This is a genomic window from Clostridioides sp. ES-W-0018-02, from assembly GCF_020658175.1.
In the GTDB taxonomy this organism is placed as follows: Bacteria; Bacillota; Clostridia; order Peptostreptococcales; family Peptostreptococcaceae; genus Clostridioides.
The window spans coordinates 39,907-62,285 of sequence record NZ_JACVVY010000010.1 but is presented as its reverse complement, the minus strand read 5'-3'; the positions used below and the strand labels follow the sequence as shown (position 1 = coordinate 62,285).

The following is a 22,379-nucleotide window of genomic DNA, read 5'->3' as shown; positions in this document are numbered from 1 at the left end:
TAAAATATAGCATAAAGAAACCAATTGTTTTGTAAGTAGACTATACAAGTTTACTTGAACCTGTATCTCTACAAAACAATTGGTTTTATTTTATTTTATAATTTTAAATTTAGAAGGAATTTTAACTTCTGATTTTTCTTTTATTTTAGAAGCTTGTTTTTTAACTTTTTCCAATAACTCAGATTCGTTTACAACTAATACCTTTCTTTCTTTCATAAGCCACTTTCCATCACAAATTGTAGAATCTACATTTTCGCTAGTCATAGAATACACTATGTTTCCAATTGGATTATGCATTGGTAAGCAATGAATTGTATCTGGATTAAGAATAATCATATCTGCTTTTTTGCCAACTTCAAGACTGCCAATTTCTTTTTCAAGTAAAGCACATTTTGCTCCATTTATAGTAGCCATTTCTAATATTTGTTCAGCTGGAATAACTGTTGGATTTAAAGTTCTTCCTTTATGTATTAATGAAGTTAAATACATATCTCTCATTAAATCCATTCTATTATTTGAAGGAGCCCCATCAGTACCAATTGAGACTGGAATTCCTTTTTCTAGCATTTCAGGAATTGATGCAAAACCTAGTACTACTTTCATAGCTGCACCAGGGTTATGAGAAACTTTTACATCATGTAATCTGAATAAATCAATTTCTTTATGCGTAAGCCAAACTGTATGAGCAGCTAAAAGGTTTGGCCCCAAAACACCTAACTTATCAAGATATTCAACTGTTCCAACTCCAGTATTTTGTTTTACAAATGAAATTTCATCAGCTATTTCAGCTACATGCATATGTATACCTGTGTTGTATTTGTCAGCCAATTGTTTAGTTCTAACAAGTAAATCCTCAGTTGTATTAAAAATAGTTCTTAAAGCAAACCATATTTTAATTCTTTCATTAGATGTATTATTAAACTTATGGTATAAATCTAATTGAGTGTTGATTTCTTCATCAGTAGTTTTTTGCCATGCTTCAGGAAGACCATCTCCTGTATCCATAACTGATTTAGCTAGACATGCTCTAATTCCAGTTTTATCAACAGCTTCAACCATAGCATCGACATATTGACCACCAGACTCTAAAAATGTAGTGACACCAGATTTTATTAGTTCTACACAACATGCAGTAGATGAGATTAAAGAATCTTCGTAATTAAAGCTACTTTCATATGGCCAGATTCTTTCTCTAAGCCATGTTAAAAGAACAACATCATCAGAAAGACCACGACCTAATTGTTGAGATAAGTGAACGTGTGTATTGACTAATCCTGGCATTAATATTTTTCCATTAGCATCGTATATTTCAGCATCTTTATCTACAATATTATTATCAAATTTCCCAACTTTTTTTATAATATTGTCTTCAATAAGTATACTTCCATTCTCATATACTTCTCTATCTGTATTCATAGTGATTAGATATGCATTTTTTATAAGTAATTGTGACATAAATATCATCCCTTTTCTATGTATTTTTCTATCTATATATTATGATAATAAATTTTATATATAAAGTTAATAGCAAAATCAATTTAGATATAAAATTGATTTTGCTATTTTTAAATTAAAAATAAATAAGCTTTTAATATATCAAAATTAAAATACTAACTTAGTACTAAGTTTACAACTGCAAGTATCCCTATAACCCAAAGTGTTATACTAATCTTATCAGTTTCTTTAGCTACAACATGCATTATTATATATGAAATAAATCCAAAACACAAACCAATACTTATACTATAAGTTAGAGGCATCAATAAAACTGTAACAAAAGCAGGGACTGCTATTTTACTATCAGCAAAATCGATTTGTTTTATACTTTCAAACATAAATACACCAACCATGACAAGTGCAGGTGCTGCAGCATAAGTAGGAACTATACCAAGTAATGGTGTAAATATAAGTGTAGCTAAGAATAATGCCGCTGTTACTACAGAAGCAAGTCCAGTTCTTGCACCTGCTGCTATACCAGAAGCCGATTCTCCAAATGTTGTAACTGTACTAGTTCCTAAAAACGAACCTATTAAAGTAGAAGAAACATCTGCATATAACATTTTTCCAAGGTCCTTTATTTCTCCATTTTCATCTTCAAGACCCATCTGTTTGCAACAAGTGATAAGAAATGCTAACGAATCAAACATGTCTATAAACATGAAAGAGAATATAGGTCCAATTAATGAGAATTTTAACGCTCCTATAATATCTAATTTAAAAGCAATTGGTGCTATACTTGGTGGTGTTGAGATTATTGCTGTTGGTAATTCTACAAATCCACATATAATAGATATTACTGTTGCGACTACTATACTTATTAATATTCCACCTTTAATTTTTTTGTATTCTAATATTGCCATTAAGATAAGTGCAAAAAGAGCTATTAAAACTGTTGGTGTAAAATCTGCAAGTGAAACTATTGTATCTGGGTTTGCAATTATAACACCCATGTTTTTTAAACCAACAAAAGCAAGGAAAAGACCTATACCTGCTGAAGATGCTACTGCTAATTCTCGAGGAATTGCATCAGCAATTGTCTTTCGTAGACCTGTTACTGCGAGTGTGAAGAATACACATCCAGATAAGAATACAACTCCAAGACCTGTTTGCCATGGAATTCCTGCTCCTATAACCAATGAATATGTGAAGAATGCATTTAGACCCATACCAGGTGCTAGTGCAAATGGTGCATTTCCTAAAATTGCAAATATCAGTGTACCAATGGCTGTAGCTAATATAGTAACTGTTATAAGTGCTGCTTTATCCATGCCAGCTTCAGATAATATTGCTGGATTTACGAAAACTATGTATGCCATTGTTAAGAATGTAGTAACCCCACCTATTACTTCTGTCTTAAGGTTAGAGCCACGTTCGCTGAATTTAAACATCTTGTCTAAAAAGCTTAATGATGAATTATTTCCATCTGGTTGTACATTATTAGTGTTTGGTACCATTTTTACCTCCAAAAAACTTTAAAATATAAACAAAAAAATATATATTCATATAGATAGAATAGAATATATATTAAAGTTAACATTCTATTCATAGAAAACTCATTTAAGGTGAGTTTGTAGAGACTATTAGACCATATTACTAATATTATATGAACATTTTCTATTTGTTTTTCTGTTGTATTATATCGTAATATTGTATTATTTACAATAAATTTAAAGAAATTATTCGTTTTTTTTGTCGATTTTATAAAAAACCGAGGTCATTTTTTATGAAGAATAATTATTTCTAAAGATAAATGTTACAGAAGTATAATAAATGTTATACTTCTGTAACACTTATGCTATTAATGGAAATTCATTATAAATAAGTTTGTGATATAATTATAAATGTACTGAATACAAGAATATTTCGTAAAAACTTTTTAATATATTGAAAGTACATATAATAGCTTAATATAATAATAAAAACGAGTTTAAAAATAATATAATTTATAGTGGAGGAGAAAATGACTAAGATTATTAAAGTACAAAAGCCTAAATTTACAGGGGAATTAGAAAATGTTGAAAATATTGAAGTTATATTAGATGATATATTCAATGATGAAAAAATATTTAATAAAACTATAGAAAATGAGGTTATAAGTGATTTAGATATTACAGGAGCAAGTTTTGAATCTTGTATATTTAGAAATGTATCCTTTGAAAATTGTAATTTAAAAAAGATTGACTTACTTGATGTAGTATTTGAAAACTGTAATTTATCCAATACGTCTTTCTATGGAGGAAGTATATACAGAGTTGAATTTAAAGACAGCAAATTAATAGGAGTTAGATTGGATGATTGTATACTTAAAAACGTATTGTTTAAGGATGTTTTAGGTAGATATTCTAACTTCTCGTTTTCTAAGTTCAAGATAGTTTCTATTTTAGATTCAAATTTTGAAAGTTCTGTGTTTCAGGAAGTAAAAAATGAAAATTTAGTATTCGAGTATACAAATTTAAAAAAATCGAATTTTAATGGAACTAAACTTTCTGGAGTAGATTTTACCACTAATAATATTGAAGGTATTGAAGTAGGAATAAATGATATTAGGGGAGCTTGTTTTGATGTGTCGCAAGCAATTGATTTAACAAAACTGATGGGAATTATCATAAAATGAAAATTATATGCAAATATTAAATTGGGAAAACGTTAACAATATGAGAATTTTTACCAGATTGACATTTTTATGAAAATAAAGTAAGATTATCTTAATATTCAAAATATTTTCAAAGGGGGTAGTTTGGTGTGAGTAAGCAGATGAGAGATATTTTTATAGTTGGTTTTGCTTTGTTCTCTATGTTCTTTGGCGCAGGAAATCTTATGTTCCCTCCATTTTTAGGAATGGAATCCGGTAAAGACTGGTTAATTCCTCTTGTTGGCTTTGTTGTTGCAGATGCTGGTATAGCAATGCTTGTTATCATAGCAACAGCAAGATGTAAAGGAAGCATGGATGATGTACTTAGAAGAGCAGGTAAAGGATTAGCAAGAGTAATGAGTGTAGCTGCTCTAGCATGTTTAGCACTTCTTGTTATACCAAGAACTTGTGCAACAACATATGAAATGGGTATTATACCTATATTTGGAGACCATGGAACAGTAGCTAAAGCAGTATTTTCAGTAATATTCTTTGGTTTGACTTTAGCATTTACGATTAGGTCTTCTAAAGTTATAGACATAATAGGTAAATATTTAACTCCAGCGTTATTATTAGTATTATTTGTTCTAATTGTAAAAGGGATAATATCTCCAGCAGGACCTATGAGTCCAGAACATATGATAGATAAAAATCTATTTGGTGAAGGTATATCACAAGGTTATCAAACAATGGATGCTCTAGGTGCAGCGTCTATGGCTACTATAATGTTAATGTCTATAGTGGCTAAAGGATATACATCAGATAAAGACCAAATAGGTATGACTATTAAAGCTGGTTTTGTAGCCTGTGTATTCCTGGCATTAGTATATGGTGGTCTTACTTATCTAGGAGCAACAGCTTCAACTTTATATGATACTAGCATACCTCAAGCATCTTTATTGGTTGAGATAACTAGTATACTATTATATGGTCAAGTAGGAAAGATAATTTTAGGTGTAATTGTAGCACTTGCCTGTTTAACTACTTCTACAGGTCTAACAGCATCAATTTCAACTTATTTTGAAGGAATAAGTAAAGCAACTTATAAACAACTAGTTATCGGTATATGTGTGGCTAGTATGCTTATATCTAATTTAGGTGTTGATGCTATAATAGCTATATCAGTTCCAATTCTACAAACTATATATCCTGTTTTATTGGCAATAGTTATCATGGAATTAGCTGGTAAGCATATAAAAAATGATAATGCATTTAAGGGTGCAGCATATGTTACATTACTAGTTAGTGTATTATCAGCTGTAAATGGAATGACAGGAGCTGTTCCATTTATACAAAGTTTACCACTTGCAGGTTTGGGCTTTAACTGGGTAATACCAGCTATATTGGGTGGAATAGTTGGTAACTTCATAAAAAGCAAAAAACAAATAGCATAATAATTTATAATTAATTTAATTTTATAATATATAATTTTTTTAGTACTATGGGTAGATTTAATCAAAATCTAATCTACCTATAGTACTTTTTAGATTGGATTATAATAGTTAGCATATAATTTTTTTATAATATAATTTTTCTTTGAAGTATGATAAAATTAGTAATAGTGATAAGAAAGTACAAATTTAGGAGGTTTTAACTAATGCTTAAAAAAATAACAGCACTTATGCTATCTATATGTTTAATTATTGGGATTACAGGGTGTAGTTTAGTTACAGGCAAAAATGATAAAGAGAAAATCATTGATGATTTCAAAGTTGCAGTAGTAACTCAGCCATTATCTGAAAATAAAGTACAATACAGTATAGTAGAAGATTTAGCAAAAGAGTATAAGGAAGCTAATGAAACTGATAAAGAAAAAGATGGTGAAGCTAGAGTTGAGCGAACTATAAAACATGTTGTGTTGCCAGAAAACTTTACTTCTAATATAGATAAGTCTATAAATGAAATAGTAAAATTGACTGATGATAAAGAAATTCAGGCGATTGTAGTATCAACGGACCAAGCAGGTCTTTTACCAGCATTACAAAAGGTAAAAGAAAAGCGTCCAGAAATAATAACTATCTCAGCTCCTATGGGAGAGGACAAAAACCAATTGAGTCAATATGTAGATGTAAATCTAGGGGTTGACACAGAGGAAAGAGGAAAGTTATTAGTTGAACGTTCAAAGGAACTGGGAGCAAAAGCTTTTATTCATTATGCATCTAAGGATGATTTGAAAGATGCCAATATAGCCAAAAGACTGGAAAAAATTAAAGAGACTTGTAGAAGTTTAGGAATGCAATTTGTACAAGTTGATACACCAAATGTAAATACAGAAGAAGATAAGGGCAAAATGAAGCAATTTTTAAATGAAGATATAGACAAACAGGTTAAGAAGTATGGAAAAGATATAAATGTATTTGGTGTAAATGAGTATATGGATGAAGTTATATTAACTAAAGCTTTAGAGTTAAAATATATAGTTGCAGAGCAAAGTAATCCATCACCAACAGATACATATCCTAGCGTTATGGGATTTAAAATAGCTAAAAAAGATGCTCAAAATTATGACAAGATAAATGATATGATAAGTGAAAAGGCTAAAGCTGCTGGCATGTCAAATAGACTTGGTGGATATCCTATGCCAATGGACGCTTTTATACCATCATTAGCGACTTATCTTGCGACTGAAATGGTACTTCAAGATTTAACACAGGAAGATGTATGTGACCCAGACTATTTAGAGGCGTTTGCAGAATTAAAATTTGGGATTGGTTCAGAGTTTATACCTTTAACAGATACACTTTATAATTATCAATCAGTAATATTAAATCAATTAATATATTAATATTAAAAGCTATGAAACTAATAATAAAAATTATTACTTCATAGCTTTTTTTCATAGCTTTTTTGCTGAAGGTATCTTTTATTATTTTATAATAAGTTATAGTAAAATAAAATTTATGATTATAAATATAAATTTTGAGGTAGTAAATTTGAATTAATATAAAACTAAAATATATTATTTTCTATAATTTTTATACCTTTTTCGGTGATAGAGCTACCTTTTCTTCCTTTACCAGGAGTTAAATATTCATTAGATGTCAAATATTCTAGCATACTTCTTACTTCATATTCTGTGACATTATGCTCCATAAATTTCATGAGTTTTGCTCTTCCCATTGGCTTTATATATAACGATTTTAGGATAGAAACACATATATTTTTATCATATTGATTTAAATCATGAAATATAGAGGTATTTCCTAACATATGATGATTATTTAATTTTGAAGATATATTTTGTGGCAAGTCATTTATCGTAAGTTGATTAGAACCCATATAAGCCATATATTCAATACAATTTCTCAATTCTCTGATATTGCCCATCCAAGTATAAGAATTTAAAGCTTTTAATAGATTTTTATCGAGTTTAATATTTTTATATGGAAGTTCCTTTAAAAACGATTCTAAAAGAAATGGTATATCTTCTAATCTATTTCTAAGAGGAGGCAAATCTAATGTGAACATACTTATCCTGTAAAACAAATCCATTCTAAATTTATTTTCTAAAATTAATTTTTCTAGGTTTTTGTTTGTAGCAGCTAGTATTCTTACATCAATTGGAATAATATTTGTACCACCAATTTTTCTAATTTCCTTTTCTTGTAAAACTCTTAAGAGTTTTACTTGTAAATCATGTGGCATATCTCCTATCTCATCTAAAAATATGGTTCCAGTATGAGCTAATTCAAATAATCCTTTCTTTCCACCCTTTTTTGCTCCAGTAAAAGAACCATCTTCATATCCAAACAGTTCACTTTCAAGCAACTCACTTGGAAGTGAAGCACAATTTATTGCTACAAAAGGTTTATTTTTTCTAGGAGAATGGTTGTGTATTGATTGAGTAAAAGCTTCTTTACCAGTACCTGTTTCACCAGTTATTAGAATAGGGTTATCTGTAAGAGCCATTTTTTTTGCTTTTTTGATACAGTCTTTTATAACAGTGCTATTTCCAATTATATTACTGAACTTATACTTGGCTATATAACCTCTTTTAACAGAGTCACTTCTTATTTTTTGTTCTAGTATTTCTATCTTGCTTACATCTTTTAATGTAATTAAGCAACCTTCTATATTTTTATAAAGATAAAATGGTTTTTTTGATAGTATAAATTTTTTGTCTATTTCATCTATGTATATAATCATATTATCTATGTTTAGATTTTGAGTGATTTTATCCAAAAAACTCTTTGGTAAATATTCCATTAAAGAAGGTGATTTTATGAGCTTTTCATCTAATTCCAACATGCTTAGTAAAGATTTATTTACAAATGTAACCTTGTTGAATGTATTGAAAAATATTAACCCATCTCCAATTTCGTCAATAGTCATATAGAGTATAGTTTTTAATTTAGATATATTATCTAATGATGTATTTAAAAAATCATGACTAAGTATTTCCTTAGATAGCTTGTATAGTTTTTCTATAAACTTCTCGTTTTTTAGCTTTAATACTACTAGTAACGACATATATGTATCTAATGAAATTTTTCTCCAACCTAAGTCAACGATATTTTTTATGTATTTTGGTATAAATCTAGTCTGACCTGGTGTTATAGCTGTATCTAAATCATATATTTCTTCACAGTTTGGGTATGTTGGTACAAAATCGATATGATTTATTCCTATTTTATATAAATAAGTAGCCATTTCAAACGCTGAAGTTTTATTGGTAGTCATAAGTAATGATTTTGTACCTGGAGGTAGTTTCATCATTTTCTCATATCCAAGCTTTGAAAGTGCCTTTGTTCCATGGATAATTTCAATATCTTCCTTGAAATGCTTTATTAAAAAATTACTAGTTAAAGGTGATAGAGAAAGAACTACATCACCCTCTAAATTCTCTCTTATACTATCAAGTATGTTTTGAGTTTCTATACTTATTTCATCTCCAAAAAAGCTTATTAACTCTTCTTTGTAGTGGTCAGCATTTAATTTATCATATGTTATAAGGATTAATTTTTTTCTGTCCATTTTATTTCTCCTAACTAAGGTAATATTTAGTTTGCTTTTTTAAGAGCAGAACAAGTTATATTATACAACAAATAACATGATAAATTTATACATTTAGCTAAATAATAGGATTTTATAGGTTTTTATCCTATAAAATCCTATTTATAAAATTAGTTTGAAAAATTATATAGAAAAATATTTATAATATAAAGATTTTTCTACTGCATGACAATAAAAGATGTATAAATATAAGTTTAAAAAGTTAGCAATTGCAAGCAATTTATATGATGTAAAAAATTAACAATAAAAAAACAAATGAAAAAATATTATTATTAAAGTATTGGCATGGGTTTTGCTTAATGAAAAGGTGTACTAATAAAATTTATTTAAGCAGGAGGGAGAATTTATATGAGCAAGTTAGAATCAACAACAGAAAAAATAGAAGTTAAATGGTATGGGTATGTAGCATTAATATTAGGAGCATTATTCTTTTCAGGAATATTTAAAGATGCACCTGGAGCATTAAAAGTACTAGATTTTAATAATGTATTAGGAAACTTTGGTTCACTGGGGACAGTTAATGATGGTGTAGGTACATTAGCTGCAAACTTCAGAGGGGATGGAGGGACTGGTCCTCGTGATGGATGGCTATATGCATTAACTTTAATACCATCAGTTATGTTTGCACTTGGAATAGTCAGAGTTATAGACCACTTAGATGGTATGAAAGCAGCGCAAAAACTTCTTAGTCCACTATTAAAACCATTACTAGGATTACCTGGATTTGCAGGATTAACTTTAATAGCTAGTTTACAATCTACAGACGCTGCTGCATCCATGACTAAGGAACTTAAAGATGATGGGTATATAGATGAAAAGCAAAAAGCTGTTTTCTGTGCATTTCAGTTTTCTGGAGCATCTGCAATCACAAATTTCTTTGCTTCAGGAGCAGCATTATTTCCATTTATAGGCGATGTTCCAATATTTATACCACTTGCCTTAATCTTAATTATGAAATTTGTTGGAGCAAACTTACTTAGATTATACTTAAATAAATTCGAAAAGGAGGAAGCTTAATATGAGTGATATAGCAAAAAAAGAGGTGAAAGTTAAAAAAGGAAATGTGATAGATGCATTTATTGGTGGAGCTAGAAACGGGTTTCAAATAAGCACAAATTCAATGGCTCCAAATGTTATATTTGGTTTTGCTATAATTTCTATATTCAATTTAACTGGTCTTTTGGATATAATAGGAACAATTTTCACACCTGTAATGAGCATATTTGGACTTCCAGGTGTTGCAGCAACTGCAATAATGACAATATTTATATCAATGGGAGGAGCTTATGGGGTAATAGCTGGCTTGTTTACAGCAGGTCAAATAAATCAAGCACATGTTGCAATACTTTTACCAATGTTATTACTTTCAGGAGCTCAGATACAGTTTATGGGTAGGTTGTTAGGAACAGCCGAATTAAAAACTAAATACTATCCACATATGTTTATAATAGCAACTTTAAATGGATGTATTGCAATGCTTATAATGAATTATTTTGTAGTATAGACAACATATGGAAAAGAGTAATATAAGGTAAAAATTAAAATTTATGGAGGTATTATATTATGGAAAATAATAAAAGTTATATTGACTATGTACATAAGGTGTATGATTATTTACATACAATTCCAGAAAAAGGATTTGAAGAATACAAGACATCTACATTTATTTTAGAAGAACTTAAAAAAATGGGATTTGAAAATATAGATGAAGGTGTTGCAGGAACTGGCATTATAGTAACAATAGACTCAAAAAAAGAAGGGCCAGTATTTGCGATAAGAGCAGATATAGATGCATTAGAATTTATAATAGATGGAGAAAAGAAAATGATACATGCTTGTGGTCATGATGGTCACACTTCCATGCTTCTAACAGCTGCAAGTTTAATAAAAGAGAGGGACTTAGTAAAAAAAGGAAAACTTAAAATAATTTTTCAACCAGGTGAAGAAAAACTTTATGGAGCATTAAGAGTAATAGATTCTGGTTTATTAGATGATGTTGAAGAGATGGTAGGTATGCATTTAAGACCTGGGCAAGATTGTAGATTAGGAAAGGCCATACCTGCAATGTATCATTGTGCCAGTTGCATAATGGAATTTACTATTAAAGGTATTACTTGTCATGGTTCTAAGCCACACTTAGGTGTAAATGCAGTAGATGCTGTATGTTTAGCAGTAAATGCAATAAATGCAATAAGAGTAAATCCAGCTGTTCCAAATTCTATTAAAGTTACAAATATATCAGTTAAAGGTGAAACATATAATAATATACCAGATGAAGCTTTTATGGCTTTAGATATAAGAGCAGAGAGTAATGAAATAATAGAAGAATTAAAAGAAAAAGCTATTCATGCTATAAAAACCGCTGCAAGTTCTATAAACGCAGAGGCTATATTGCTTTCGAAAGATGGAGTTCCAGCAGCAGAGTTTGATGAAGGTCTTGTAAGTTTAGCTGAAGAGACTATTAAAGATGTACTTGGTGAAGATGCATCTATAGGTGTATTTAAAAACTCTGGTGGGGAAGATTTTCACTATTATACTCAAAAACTAAAATGTAAGACTACATATATTGGACTAGGTGCTGATGCTACACCAGGATTCCACAATCCTAATGTGACGTTTGATACTAAGGCTTTAGAATATGGAGTTGATATCTGGTGCAGACTAGTTGAAAAGAGATTAGGATAAGATTTTAAATTAATTGATTTATATTTAAAATTTTTTAAACTTATGAAAAGAGGTTTTTTATGTTAGTTGTAATATTATTGACGTAAATAGTCTCTTTTTATTTTGTTGTAATGAAGTTGTTTTTACAATATCGAAAAAATCTATTGTAGGAAAAATAGGTATATTTTAAATCTATTAAACCAAAAAGTATTATTATTATAGTGTGTAGAGTGGTAAAATGTCCTTAGATTACAAGTAGTGACAAATTTAATATTTATAGAATTTATATTTTTAGGAGGCTTAAATGAGTAAATATAATTTTGATAGAGTTGTAGACAGAGTAGGAACAGACTGTGTAAAGTGGGATTTCAGAACTAATTGTTCACCAAAAGCACAAAAAGATGGTTTACCTTTTTGGATTGCAGATATGGATTTTGAATGTGCAGAACCAATAATAGAAGCATTACATAAAAAAATCGACCATAAAATATTTGGGTATAGTTCTAATAATAGTGACGAATACTTTGATGCAGTTTGTGGATGGTATAAAAGAAGATTTAACTGGGAAGTAAATAGAGAAGATATTGTTTTTAGCCCTGGAGTTGTACCTGCTGTAGCTATTTTAGTAAGAATATTAACAAACTCTGGAGAAGGAGTAATAATTCAAAAACCAGTATATTATCCATTTGAAGCAAAGATAAAAAGCAATAATAGGGAAGTTATAAATAATTCTCTAATATATGAAAATGGAACTTATAGAATGGATTACACTGATTTAGAAGAAAAAGCTAAGTGTGGCAATAATAAAGTACTTATTCTTTGTAGCCCTCACAATCCTGTTGGTAGAGTATGGAGAGAAGAAGAATTAAAAAAAGTCGTAGAAATATGCAAAAAATATGACTTGTGGATAATAGCAGATGAAATACACTCTGACTTAATTCGAAAAGGATTTAAACATATTCCTTTACAATCATTATGCCCAGAATATAAAGAGAAAATAGTCACATGTATAGCTCCAAGTAAGACATTCAATTTAGCTGGAATGCAATTATCCAATATAATAGTGAATAATAAAGAGTTAAAGAAGAAGTATCAAGATGAAATTACAGCTGTTGGAGTTGGTACTTCACCAAATCCTTTTGCTATTGTAGCTACTATTGCAGCATATAATGAAAGTGAAGACTGGCTTGATGAATTAAATGAATATCTAGATAATAATATGAAATTTATTGATGAATACTTAAAAGAATACTTACCAAAAGTTAAACTTGTTTATCCAGAAGGGACATATCTAGCTTGGCTAGACTTTACTGCTTATGGATTAAATGAAGTAGAACTTGAAGATTTAATGTTTAAAAAAGCCAATGTATTATTTGATGAAGGTTATATATTTGGAAAAGAAGGTATTGGGTTTGAAAGAATAAATGTAGCATGCCCACAATCTCTATTAAAAGAATGTATGGATAGATTAAAAACTACATTTGAAAACTTATAAAACATGGGGAAAAATGTATAAAGTATATAAAAAATAAAAAATAATAAACTTGACAAAATTTAACTAATCACTTATCATACTATTATGAATAAATAGAAAACACAAAAGTTAACTTTTATTAAAGTAAAAATAAAACTTTAAAGACGTTGAAAGGAAGAGTAGGTATAGAATGTAATTAAAGCGAGTTGGTGATGGTGTGAGACCAATATGAAGTCTATAGTGAAGAACATCCTGGAGTTGCTAACTGAAATTTTAAAAGAGTAGGCTTAGTCGGAACCAAACCGTTATCATATTGGGATGTATCGAGTAATATCTGTACATTATGAGCTGGGTTTGAATCTATTTCAAACTAATCAGGGTGGTACCGCGGAAAAGCAACCTTTCGTCCCTTTTTATAGGGATGAGAGGTTTTTTTAATGGAAAAATATATAGAATATAGGGAGTGAATAGTATGAGTACAATAATACCAAAAGATTATAAAAGCAGTCTAAATGTAATTGATACACAAGTAGCCATAAAAAAATTAAAAGATTTCTTTGAAATGAGATTGAGTAATGAGTTAAATCTAATAAGAGTTTCTTCACCACTATTTGTATTGCCTGAAACAGGTGCAAATGATAATTTAAATGGAGAAAAAGCAGTAAGCTTTGATATACCATTTATGGATAAAAATGCAGAAATTGTTCAATCACTTGCAAAATGGAAGAGATTAGCTCTTAAAAAATATGGTTTTGCAGTTGGAAGTGGTTTATATACAGATATGAATGCAATAAGAAAAAATGAAGAACTGGACAATATACATTCTTTATATGTAGACCAATGGGACTGGGAATTAGTTATAGAAAAAAGTAGCAGAAATGAAAAAACTTTAGAAGACGTTGTAAAAAGATTATATGGAGTATTTAAAGATACTGAAATATTTGTGTGTAGTATGTATGAAGGTATAAAAGAAATTTTACCAGAAGAAATAACATTTATAACATCACAGGAATTAGAAGATATGTATCCAGAGTTATCGCCAAAAGATAGAGAAGATAAAATTGTAAAAGATAAAAAAGCTGTATTTATAACACAAATAGGAAAGACATTAGTATCAGGAGAAAAACATGATGGAAGAAGCCCTGATTATGATGATTGGGAATTAAATGGAGATATACTATTTTATAACCCTGTTCTAGATTCTGCATTAGAATTATCATCAATGGGAATTAGAGTTGATGAAGAATCACTAGATAGACAGTTAAAGCTTGCTGGATGTGAAGATAGAAAAGAATTTGATTATCATAAAATGCTTTTAAATGGTGAGCTTCCATATACAATTGGTGGAGGAATTGGTCAATCAAGAATCTGTATGTATTTCTTGCAAAAGGCACATATAGGGGAAGTACAAGTTGGAGTATGGCCACAAGATATGATTGAAAATTTTAGAAACGCAGGAATTGAATTGTTATAATTAAAAACAAATTAATATTATTGTAAAAATTATAAACAATTTAAAATACTTAAGTTATTATATAACTGTCCATATGTAATCAATACAATTTAAGTATAAACTAATTAATAAAATTTATATCTAAAATATTCATCAAATTAATTATATCGGTTATAATGTAGAGTAACCTATGATTATAAGAGGTGATAAATATGGAACTTTTAAAAAGAGTTATTGATATAATTTTAGATACTTTAAAAAAAATTTTAGTAAGATTTAAAAATGCTAAGTTTGGATTACTTTTTATATTTGATTTACTTAAACTACCAGATTTTATGACAGATAAAAGAATAAATATAATTGATAAGGTCAAAGTAGTTTCTGTATTAGTTTTTACTGTATCCTACTTTGTATCTGGTATTGATATAATACCTGAAATGCTCGCTGGAGCATTTGGATTTATAGATGATGCTATAGTATTAATTTGGAGTATAGGTATTGTGAATGAAGAAATTAATAAATACAGAATCATTGCAAAACAGGATAAACATTCAAATATAATTGAAAATGTAGAATTTTCTATAAAAGATGAAGAAGAATAACATTTTATAAGTGTTATGCTTAGATATTATACAATATTAAGTGCTGCTAGATAGTAGTAAAATACTGCTTTTTACTACTGTCTAGTAATAAATATTTGACTGACATCTAACTGACAAATAAAAAAATATATGATTAACTGACATCTTACTGACATAGAACTGACGATTATTTAAATAAGATTTTACTTAAATTATCAGAAGCTTCTTTGTCCATTTCTTCTAAAACATGAGAGTATTTATTCATAGTTATTTTTATATCTGTATGCCCCAATCTTTCTGATATAGTTTTTATATTAGTTCCCGATAATAGCATCAAAGTTGCATTTGTATGTCTAAGTTCATGCAATTTTATATATCTGAGATTATTAGAAAGTAACAATCTTTTAAAAGGCTTAAAAAACATTTGTTGAGTCCAAATTTTGTATTTTGAGTTTAGACATACTAGGTCTAATTCATTTTTCAATATTCCTTGCAATTTTAATTTGTTTTGTTTTAGCTTTTCTTCTTTTAATAAATTTATTAATTCATCAGGTGCTGATAATGCTCTTCTTGATTTAGCTGTTTTAGGCGATTTAAAAGTTACTTTACCATCAACATGTACCATTGTTTGTTTTACATGTATAATGCCTTTATTAAGTTCAACATCACACCATCTAACTCCTACAGCTTCTCCAAAGCGTAGACCAAGTCCTAGCATAAAATAGATAGGTATAGCTAGATTAGTATCAAGACACTTTTCTAACAGTATCTGAGCCTCCTCTTTGGTATAAAAATTAGTTGTAGATGCATTTTCTTTATTTGGAGTTATTACAAACTTAGAAACATCTTCTTGTATTTCTCTAAGTCGATAAGCTTCATGCAATAAAGCATTTAAAAAACTAATCGAATTTTTTGCGGAATTCAAAGAATATTTTTTATATATTTTATTGACATATGTTTGTAAAAGGTTTGGACTAATATCAATTAATTTTATATCTTCAAAAAAAGGTTGGATGTGATTTCTAATTATACTTTTTCTGTTTCTTAAAGTATATGGAGAAAAGTCATCCTTTTTTTCCTCTATGTATCTATAGCATCTGTCTACAAGCGTTACAGTGTTTGGAGCAACAAACTTATTATTGTTTATAGTAGATTTTATTTCAATTAAATGTTTTTCAGCATCCTTTTTCTTTTCATAACTTCCATAACTTTTTTGTTTCTTTTTCCCAGTTTCTTCTTCCACATACTCCACATATACATGAAATTTTTCTCCTCTTTTTCTTATAAAAGCTGATTTGATATTCATATGTACACTCCCTTTATAAGTTTTGAATAAAATTTATATAAAAGAGCAGTTAGACTGCTCTAATTATATCTAATGAATATTAAGATGATTTTTTAAAGCTTCTTGAAGTATCTGAGAAAAATTAACCTTATTTTTTTCAGCTTCTCTATTAAGCCATTGTGGGATAGTAAGAGTTTTTTTAACAGAGTAATTTTCTATAGCTTTTCTGTGAATAGGCATATATATCTCTATTAAAGTTGGTATTTGATTTTTCTCTAAAATTAAGTTATCTATAGTAGTTGCACTTGGAATTATGTCATTGTCTTCTTCCATGCCATACAGATGTAGCCCTAGAGCTTCTTTTGCCATTTTTAAGGCTTCTTCTGTTGTATCTGCACATGTAAGGCAACCTGGCAAATCAGGAAATTCTACAGAGATACCATCGCTATCATAGCTTAGTATAGCAGGATATAAATATATATCTTTTTTCATTTTATCAACTCCTTACAGTTATATTATAAAACGTGCTTATATACGTGTAAATAAGAAGAATAAACTAAAATAGAAATTTAAATGTAATATATAGGTAAAATATGTAAGAATTATATGTTATAATATTTTTAGCAAGGAAAATAAAATTGAAAAGCTAAGGGTGATTTTCTCATATAAACGCCAAATTCCAATATAGGAAGGAGGTGAATTTATGTGTTAATTAACTTTTTATTGAGTATAGTTGCTGGTATTGTATCAGCTTACATTTATGACAAAATAAAAAATCACCCAAACGCCAATAAGGGTGATTTAAAGAAATAACTTTTAAATTCTAATCAATTAGAGAAATTCACCTTTTACAAAGTAAATTTTATCTCCTTGCTATTATTATATCACAAATTGGTACAGATATTCAAAAATAATATTTTATTAAATTATAATTGTTTGAATATATTTAAGCTAATTTATTATTTAATTCTTGTATTTTTAACGTTTGTCTATATTCTTGTGCTTCTGCTAATTTCGTATATTCTACAGTCTTATCGAAATTTTTCTCAACTTCTGACCTTATTTCATCAAGAGTAACTTCGAAGAATTCTTTTCTATTATTTACCTTATTAACTCTTTTATTATCAAAAGCTTTATGTAAAGCTGACTCTAATTTAGGCGCATCTTCACTAAATATAGTCGCATGTATATCGTATTTGAAAGGAACTGATGCACTACTTAATTCATTTATTCTCTCAGTTGGGTCTAATCTTCTAGTTACTCCTATTTTATATATATTTTCTCCAAAACTACCAATATTGGAGATTATGTATACATGTCCTGCTCTTGTATTTTGTTCTCTATTTAATACATCATCTAAATTTTTTGATAGTAAAGCTAGTTTTTCTTCTATAGAATTGATTTTTTGTTCCCATTCTAATTTGTCGTTTTCATCTTCTGGTATAGTTGATTTTAGTCTAAGTAATTCATTCTTAAATTGTAATTCTTCTTTTTTTAGTTTTCTTTTTTGATTTTCTATTTCTTTTTGAACAAGAGCTTCTTCTTTCATTTGTTCTCTCAAAGCTCTTTGTTCTTCTTTTTCTTCTTCTTTCATTTGAAGGTATTCATAATATAAATAAAGCTCATCTATTTTCAAATTAAGATAGTTTTCTTTTATAGAAACTTTATTTGAAGTATTTAATTTATTTGTATCAGTAAATGCTTTTCGTATTCTTTTTTCTACAGCATCAATATTTTTAAAACTAACTTTTGACATAGCAATGTCACACTCACTATTGAAGAGCTTAAGAGCTGTTTTAATATTTTGATTAGTCATAGTTCTACCTTTTTGAACGCTTCCATCAACAGTCCAAGAATCAGAATATTTTACACCTGTTTTATTTCTTATTAATAGTTTTTGCATTTCTCTTATTTCTTTTAATTTTTCCATATACTCGTCAGAATTCTCAAAATCATATTTTGGATTATATAATCCGAATGATTGAAGTAGAACTTCATCTTCAGTCTGTATTAATTCCTCTGATAGCCTTTTTAGCGCTTCTTTTTTATTTTTTAAAGTTTCATTTATATCTCTAAGTTCTTCCCTCTCATCTTTTAATTCTTCTAAATGAGAGTTTAAAGTATTAATATTATCCTTAAGTATATTTTTATCCTTTATAAGATTATCAAGTCTTTCTTTTTCTATTTTTAATTCTTCAATAAGTTTAAATTTATCTTGGTTTTCTGAATCAAATTTATCGATTTCAGTTTTCTTTTTATCTAATAGATTGGATAATTCTTTTAAAGTTTTTTCATTTGATTCACATAAATCTTTAAAGTATTTTTCTTTCATTTTAATTTCATCATTTAATGAAATATATTTATTATTGATTTTTTCGACATCAGATAATAACATACTAATACTATCTTTATGTTTTTTCATTATCTTATTTCTTTTGAATAAGAATATTATTGCAACTATAAATGATATAGAGTATGTTGAAAATGTAGAAAGAATTAGTAGGGATATAGTCCATAAAGAGTAGTACCAAGGTATCCTGAAATTAAGATTTTTGATTTTTTCATCGTTGATGAGTAAATCACTTTTTAACTGTTCATTTTCATTGTTCATATTAAAACTCCTTTTTATTTTTTTGTTCTACTTTATGATAATAACAATTTAAGTATATAAAATTTTATGCATAATTTCCATATATTTGCAAAAAAACGTAAGAATAAAACAAAATGGTAATTATTTAAAAGAATTCAATTGGATTATAAGGATATGTTAACCGAAATTAAAAAATAATAGAGCATTCTTACACGTATGTTATCAGTATTTTGAGCATAAAGAAAAGCCATTTAAAATGAGTTTTAATCATTTTAAGTGGCTCTTTTTGCTATTTTAGATATTCTTTTGAACATTCAATCCAAGCATCAATACCATCAATTAAGTGAATTAATTCGCCATAAATATGTTCTGAACCAAATTCATTTTTCATGTACATTATCCATTTTTTTCTACCTTGCAATTTAACTTTACCAATGAAGTTGCCTGAAGCATCAAATGCGTTGAATACTCCATCTGACATTCTATCAAAGACAAAATTATTTTTTAATTCATTTTCATACATTTTAATTTTAAGTATATTAAAAAAGTAGATTTCATTTTCATTAATTTTGAAGTTGTAATTTTTATTATTAATTTCGAATGGTATTGATTTGTTATTTTTAACAATGTCTATATAATGTAAATTTTTATTACTACTACTATCAGTCTCACTATATATTATAGTAGAGTGATTGTATATTACATCATTTATACTATTTATGGCATTATTAATTTCTATATTATCAATTTTTTCTCCTACTAAACGCTTTACTAGTATAGAAGTTTTGGCATTATTTCCTAACATATCACAAAGTATATAGGATGATTTAATTATATTATCTAAGAGTATGTCTTTTAAGTTTATGTCTAATTCTTTTATGGTTTTGTAAGACCTAATTTGTGCAGGTGTAATTTTATGACTTTCCCAGTTTACATTAATTCCTCTTGGGATATTTTTAGAGGATTCATATTTACAAATTAAGTTATATGCGTCCTCATATTTATCAGTATAAATTAATTCTAAACACTGGTCTTCTAGGTCAATGTTTTTAGTAGCAGATTTATGTACATTTTTCAATAGCTCTTTTCCTTTATCTGTTAAAGCATAATATTTGTTGGAGCTACTAAAAAAAATAGATAAATCTTCACATGAGATTTCTTTTTCTATCCTTTCTATTAATTCAGCCTTTTTACCAGTTGATTTAATATTATTAGATTTTAATATTTCTTTCAATTCAGAAACTGTTAATTTAGTAAGGTCTTCAATGTAATTTGAAATCTTAAGATAATCCATATTGAAAAACTTAGAAATTAAATATGAATAGTTAATATTATATTCATATGTCCAATAAGCTGCTATATAAGGCTCACATATATTTTCTCCAATTATGTATTTTAAGAAAGATTTTTCTATTGATGTAAGTGGTTTAGTATCTGTTTCTAATATATTGCTTTGTGGGTTAAACTCACTAACACTATTAGTATGTATATCATATAAAGCATCCGATTTTTCTCTTGCTTGTTTTTCTAGTTCATATAAATCTGTTGTATCATTATAACCCACATTCAATACTTTATTAATTTCATTTGTTACTTCTACATTATGAGATGAAATAGAATTACATTCTTGTGAAGGTGTCATAGTGTTATTATAGGTTTGTTTTGATTTATTTGATTTTTCATTGCAATCAATATTATTTTTGTTTTTATTTTTTCTAAATAGATTTAAAATGCTCATAAAAAATTACTCCTTTCTGGATTTAATTAATTTCTAATATATTTTATCTTATGATAGTAATTTAAGTATATAAAATTTTCCATACAAAGAATATATATATTGGGAAAAATATAGAATTAAATATTTTTAAAAGAATACTATATTTACAAGTTATAAAAAGTAAAATAAGCATCGTGTTAATTATTATAAAAAATATTATAAAAATAGGTTTTCATAAAAAAATATAATAAAAAACTCGATTAATAATATATTCAATTGGAAAAAACTTACAACTGACTACAAAATTCGATTTTTTCATTACAATTCCGAGTTTTTTATTGCATTAACAAATCAAAAGTATTATTATGTAAGTAAGATAATTATCAAAGACAATTCTGAATAATCTAAAAATATTTCTAGAAATAAAAGGATATAATTATATAAACTTTATTAAAAATTGTTGGGAGTTTTTAACTAAAAATAAGAACGTAAGTTCTGAATAATGGGGGATAATAGTATGGAAGAAGAAATTTACTGTAAACTATTAATTTTTTATGAAGGGTTAGAAAATTTAAAAAAGAAGGATGAAGTGAAATATAATGAATGTAGAGAAGAGTTAGAAATATTGCTCAACATAAAAAAAGAGGACTAGTTCCTCTTTTTCAATTATTTATAAAAATATTATTTTTTGCTTATTTTAGAATTGTTTTCTTCAGAAAAAAGTTTAACTATTTTTAAAGCTTTATCTTTAGAATCTTCATCAAGTTTATTAAAATGTTCTAATAATTCTCTCATTTCATCAGTTGGATTTAATTTTTCTATTAGTTCTTCTTCCTTCAAATTAGAAATATTAATTTTTATATTAGTTCTTCCTAGCAAATAATCAGTTGATATATCTAACATATCAGCTATATGCTTAACAATATCTAAAGAAGGGCTTCTTTTTCCAGTTTCATAACCATTATAAGTTGTAACTGGCATATTTAACTTGTTAGCCATTTCTTTTTGCATTAAACCAAGTTCTTCTCTAGCATCTCTTAATCTTTTAGCAAAGACATTTTCTTCATAATACATTTTATATTCCCCCGTCATATTAATCTTAATCGTTATTTTACTACAAAATACGCGTTTTGTGTATTAATTACGCAAAATGAATTTTTTTTGTAAAAGAGTATTGACAATACGCAAATTGCGTATTAATATATAAATATACCAATACTCAAAACGCGGAATTGAGAGGTGATAAGAAGTGAAAAATTATACTTTAAAAGAACTTAGAAAAGAAAAAAATTTAAGACAGAGAGATGTAGCAGACAACATTGGAATGAAGATAACAACATATGCAAGTAAAGAGAATGGAGCTAGAAGGTTTACAATAAAAGAAGCACTTGCAATAGCTGAGTATTTTGGGAAAGATTTAAAAGAAATTTTTTTGAACACTTGATACTCAATATGAGTATAAAAACATAA

At 27.7% G+C, this 22,379-nt stretch carries 19 protein-coding genes, 1 riboswitch and 1 other annotated feature; of the genes, 11 read left to right on the top strand and 8 right to left on the bottom strand.

The window, feature by feature from the left end:
- Positions 1 to 90 precede the first annotated feature (90 nt).
- Together IC219_RS17635 and IC219_RS17630 are read right to left on the bottom strand one after the other, a co-directional pair.
- On the bottom strand, positions 91 to 1,455 hold the full coding sequence (locus IC219_RS17635) for an amidohydrolase (RefSeq protein ID WP_227432364.1): 1,365 nt from the start codon (positions 1,453 to 1,455) through the stop codon (positions 91 to 93).
- 155 nt (positions 1,456 to 1,610) lie between these two features.
- Positions 1,611 to 2,954, bottom strand: a complete 1,344-nt coding sequence (locus IC219_RS17630) for an NCS2 family permease (protein WP_227432365.1) — start codon at positions 2,952 to 2,954, stop codon at positions 1,611 to 1,613.
- Positions 2,955 to 3,025: 71 nt separating this feature from the next.
- Positions 3,026 to 3,127, bottom strand: a riboswitch (purine riboswitch).
- 333 nt (positions 3,128 to 3,460) lie between these two features.
- On the opposite strand from IC219_RS17630, the gene IC219_RS17625 reads away from it, so the two are divergent.
- From IC219_RS17625 to IC219_RS17615, 3 genes are all read left to right on the top strand, one after another.
- On the top strand, positions 3,461 to 4,114 hold the full coding sequence (locus IC219_RS17625) for a pentapeptide repeat-containing protein (protein ID WP_227432366.1): 654 nt from the start codon (positions 3,461 to 3,463) through the stop codon (positions 4,112 to 4,114).
- A 140-nt stretch (positions 4,115 to 4,254) separates the two neighbouring features.
- Positions 4,255 to 5,526: a branched-chain amino acid transport system II carrier protein gene (gene brnQ / locus IC219_RS17620; RefSeq protein WP_227432748.1), complete on the top strand. Its 1,272-nt coding sequence runs from the start codon at positions 4,255 to 4,257 to the stop codon at positions 5,524 to 5,526.
- A gap of 203 nt (positions 5,527 to 5,729) precedes the next feature.
- Positions 5,730 to 6,917 carry a DUF3798 domain-containing protein gene (locus IC219_RS17615; protein ID WP_227482735.1) on the top strand — a complete coding sequence of 396 codons (1,188 nt, stop codon included), beginning with the start codon at positions 5,730 to 5,732 and terminating at the stop codon, positions 6,915 to 6,917.
- A gap of 164 nt (positions 6,918 to 7,081) precedes the next feature.
- On the opposite strand, the gene IC219_RS17610 is transcribed toward IC219_RS17615, so the two are convergent.
- Entirely contained in the window at positions 7,082 to 9,106 is a 2,025-nt protein-coding gene (locus IC219_RS17610) for a sigma 54-interacting transcriptional regulator (protein WP_227831661.1), read from the bottom strand.
- A gap of 387 nt (positions 9,107 to 9,493) precedes the next feature.
- Between IC219_RS17610 and IC219_RS17605 the strand changes: the two genes are divergently transcribed.
- The 6 genes from IC219_RS17605 (at position 9,494) to IC219_RS17580 (ending at position 15,338) form a co-directional block, all read left to right on the top strand.
- Positions 9,494 to 10,162 carry a nucleoside recognition domain-containing protein gene (locus tag IC219_RS17605; RefSeq protein ID WP_227432369.1) on the top strand — a complete coding sequence of 223 codons (669 nt, stop codon included), beginning with the start codon at positions 9,494 to 9,496 and terminating at the stop codon, positions 10,160 to 10,162.
- Between the two features lies 1 nt (position 10,163).
- Positions 10,164 to 10,649, top strand: a complete 486-nt coding sequence (locus IC219_RS17600; protein ID WP_227831660.1) for a YjiG family protein — start codon at positions 10,164 to 10,166, stop codon at positions 10,647 to 10,649.
- 59 nt (positions 10,650 to 10,708) lie between these two features.
- Positions 10,709 to 11,830, top strand: coding sequence for a M20 peptidase aminoacylase family protein (locus IC219_RS17595; protein ID WP_227432371.1), 1,122 nt, complete (start codon positions 10,709 to 10,711; stop codon positions 11,828 to 11,830).
- A gap of 283 nt (positions 11,831 to 12,113) precedes the next feature.
- Positions 12,114 to 13,304 carry a MalY/PatB family protein gene (locus IC219_RS17590; protein ID WP_227831659.1) on the top strand — a complete coding sequence of 397 codons (1,191 nt, stop codon included), beginning with the start codon at positions 12,114 to 12,116 and terminating at the stop codon, positions 13,302 to 13,304.
- 137 nt (positions 13,305 to 13,441) lie between these two features.
- Positions 13,442 to 13,697: a binding site (T-box leader), on the top strand.
- Between the two features lie 58 nt (positions 13,698 to 13,755).
- Positions 13,756 to 14,757 (top strand): aspartate--ammonia ligase, encoded by a 1,002-nt coding sequence (asnA, locus tag IC219_RS17585; RefSeq protein WP_227432373.1) that lies wholly within the window; start codon positions 13,756 to 13,758, stop codon positions 14,755 to 14,757.
- Between the two features lie 191 nt (positions 14,758 to 14,948).
- Positions 14,949 to 15,338: a YkvA family protein gene (locus IC219_RS17580; protein WP_227432374.1), complete on the top strand. Its 390-nt coding sequence runs from the start codon at positions 14,949 to 14,951 to the stop codon at positions 15,336 to 15,338.
- A 166-nt stretch (positions 15,339 to 15,504) separates the two neighbouring features.
- On the opposite strand, the gene IC219_RS17575 is transcribed toward IC219_RS17580, so the two are convergent.
- From IC219_RS17575 to IC219_RS17560, 4 genes are all read right to left on the bottom strand, one after another.
- Positions 15,505 to 16,623 carry a site-specific integrase gene (locus IC219_RS17575; RefSeq protein WP_227831658.1) on the bottom strand — a complete coding sequence of 373 codons (1,119 nt, stop codon included), beginning with the start codon at positions 16,621 to 16,623 and terminating at the stop codon, positions 15,505 to 15,507.
- A 69-nt stretch (positions 16,624 to 16,692) separates the two neighbouring features.
- Positions 16,693 to 17,094: a type II toxin-antitoxin system HicB family antitoxin gene (locus tag IC219_RS17570; protein WP_227831657.1), complete on the bottom strand. Its 402-nt coding sequence runs from the start codon at positions 17,092 to 17,094 to the stop codon at positions 16,693 to 16,695.
- A 454-nt stretch (positions 17,095 to 17,548) separates the two neighbouring features.
- The gene (locus tag IC219_RS17565; RefSeq protein WP_227831656.1) at positions 17,549 to 19,213 is read right to left on the bottom strand and encodes a DUF4041 domain-containing protein; all 1,665 of its coding nucleotides are present in this window, start codon (positions 19,211 to 19,213) and stop codon (positions 17,549 to 17,551) included.
- Positions 19,214 to 19,481: 268 nt separating this feature from the next.
- Positions 19,482 to 20,930: an SAP domain-containing protein gene (locus tag IC219_RS17560; protein WP_227831655.1), complete on the bottom strand. Its 1,449-nt coding sequence runs from the start codon at positions 20,928 to 20,930 to the stop codon at positions 19,482 to 19,484.
- A 496-nt stretch (positions 20,931 to 21,426) separates the two neighbouring features.
- Here IC219_RS17560 and IC219_RS21825 point away from each other — a divergent pair, with 496 nt between their 5' ends.
- A complete protein-coding gene (locus IC219_RS21825) occupies positions 21,427 to 21,561 on the top strand; it encodes a hypothetical protein (protein WP_255613035.1) in 135 nt (44 codons plus the stop codon).
- 29 nt (positions 21,562 to 21,590) lie between these two features.
- Here IC219_RS21825 and IC219_RS17555 read toward each other — a convergent pair whose 3' ends face one another.
- Positions 21,591 to 21,983, bottom strand: a complete 393-nt coding sequence (locus IC219_RS17555) for a helix-turn-helix domain-containing protein (RefSeq protein ID WP_227831654.1) — start codon at positions 21,981 to 21,983, stop codon at positions 21,591 to 21,593.
- A 175-nt stretch (positions 21,984 to 22,158) separates the two neighbouring features.
- On the opposite strand from IC219_RS17555, the gene IC219_RS17550 reads away from it, so the two are divergent.
- The gene (locus IC219_RS17550) at positions 22,159 to 22,353 is read left to right on the top strand and encodes a helix-turn-helix transcriptional regulator (protein ID WP_196337413.1); all 195 of its coding nucleotides are present in this window, start codon (positions 22,159 to 22,161) and stop codon (positions 22,351 to 22,353) included.
- The last annotated feature ends 26 nt before the right edge of the window (positions 22,354 to 22,379 follow it).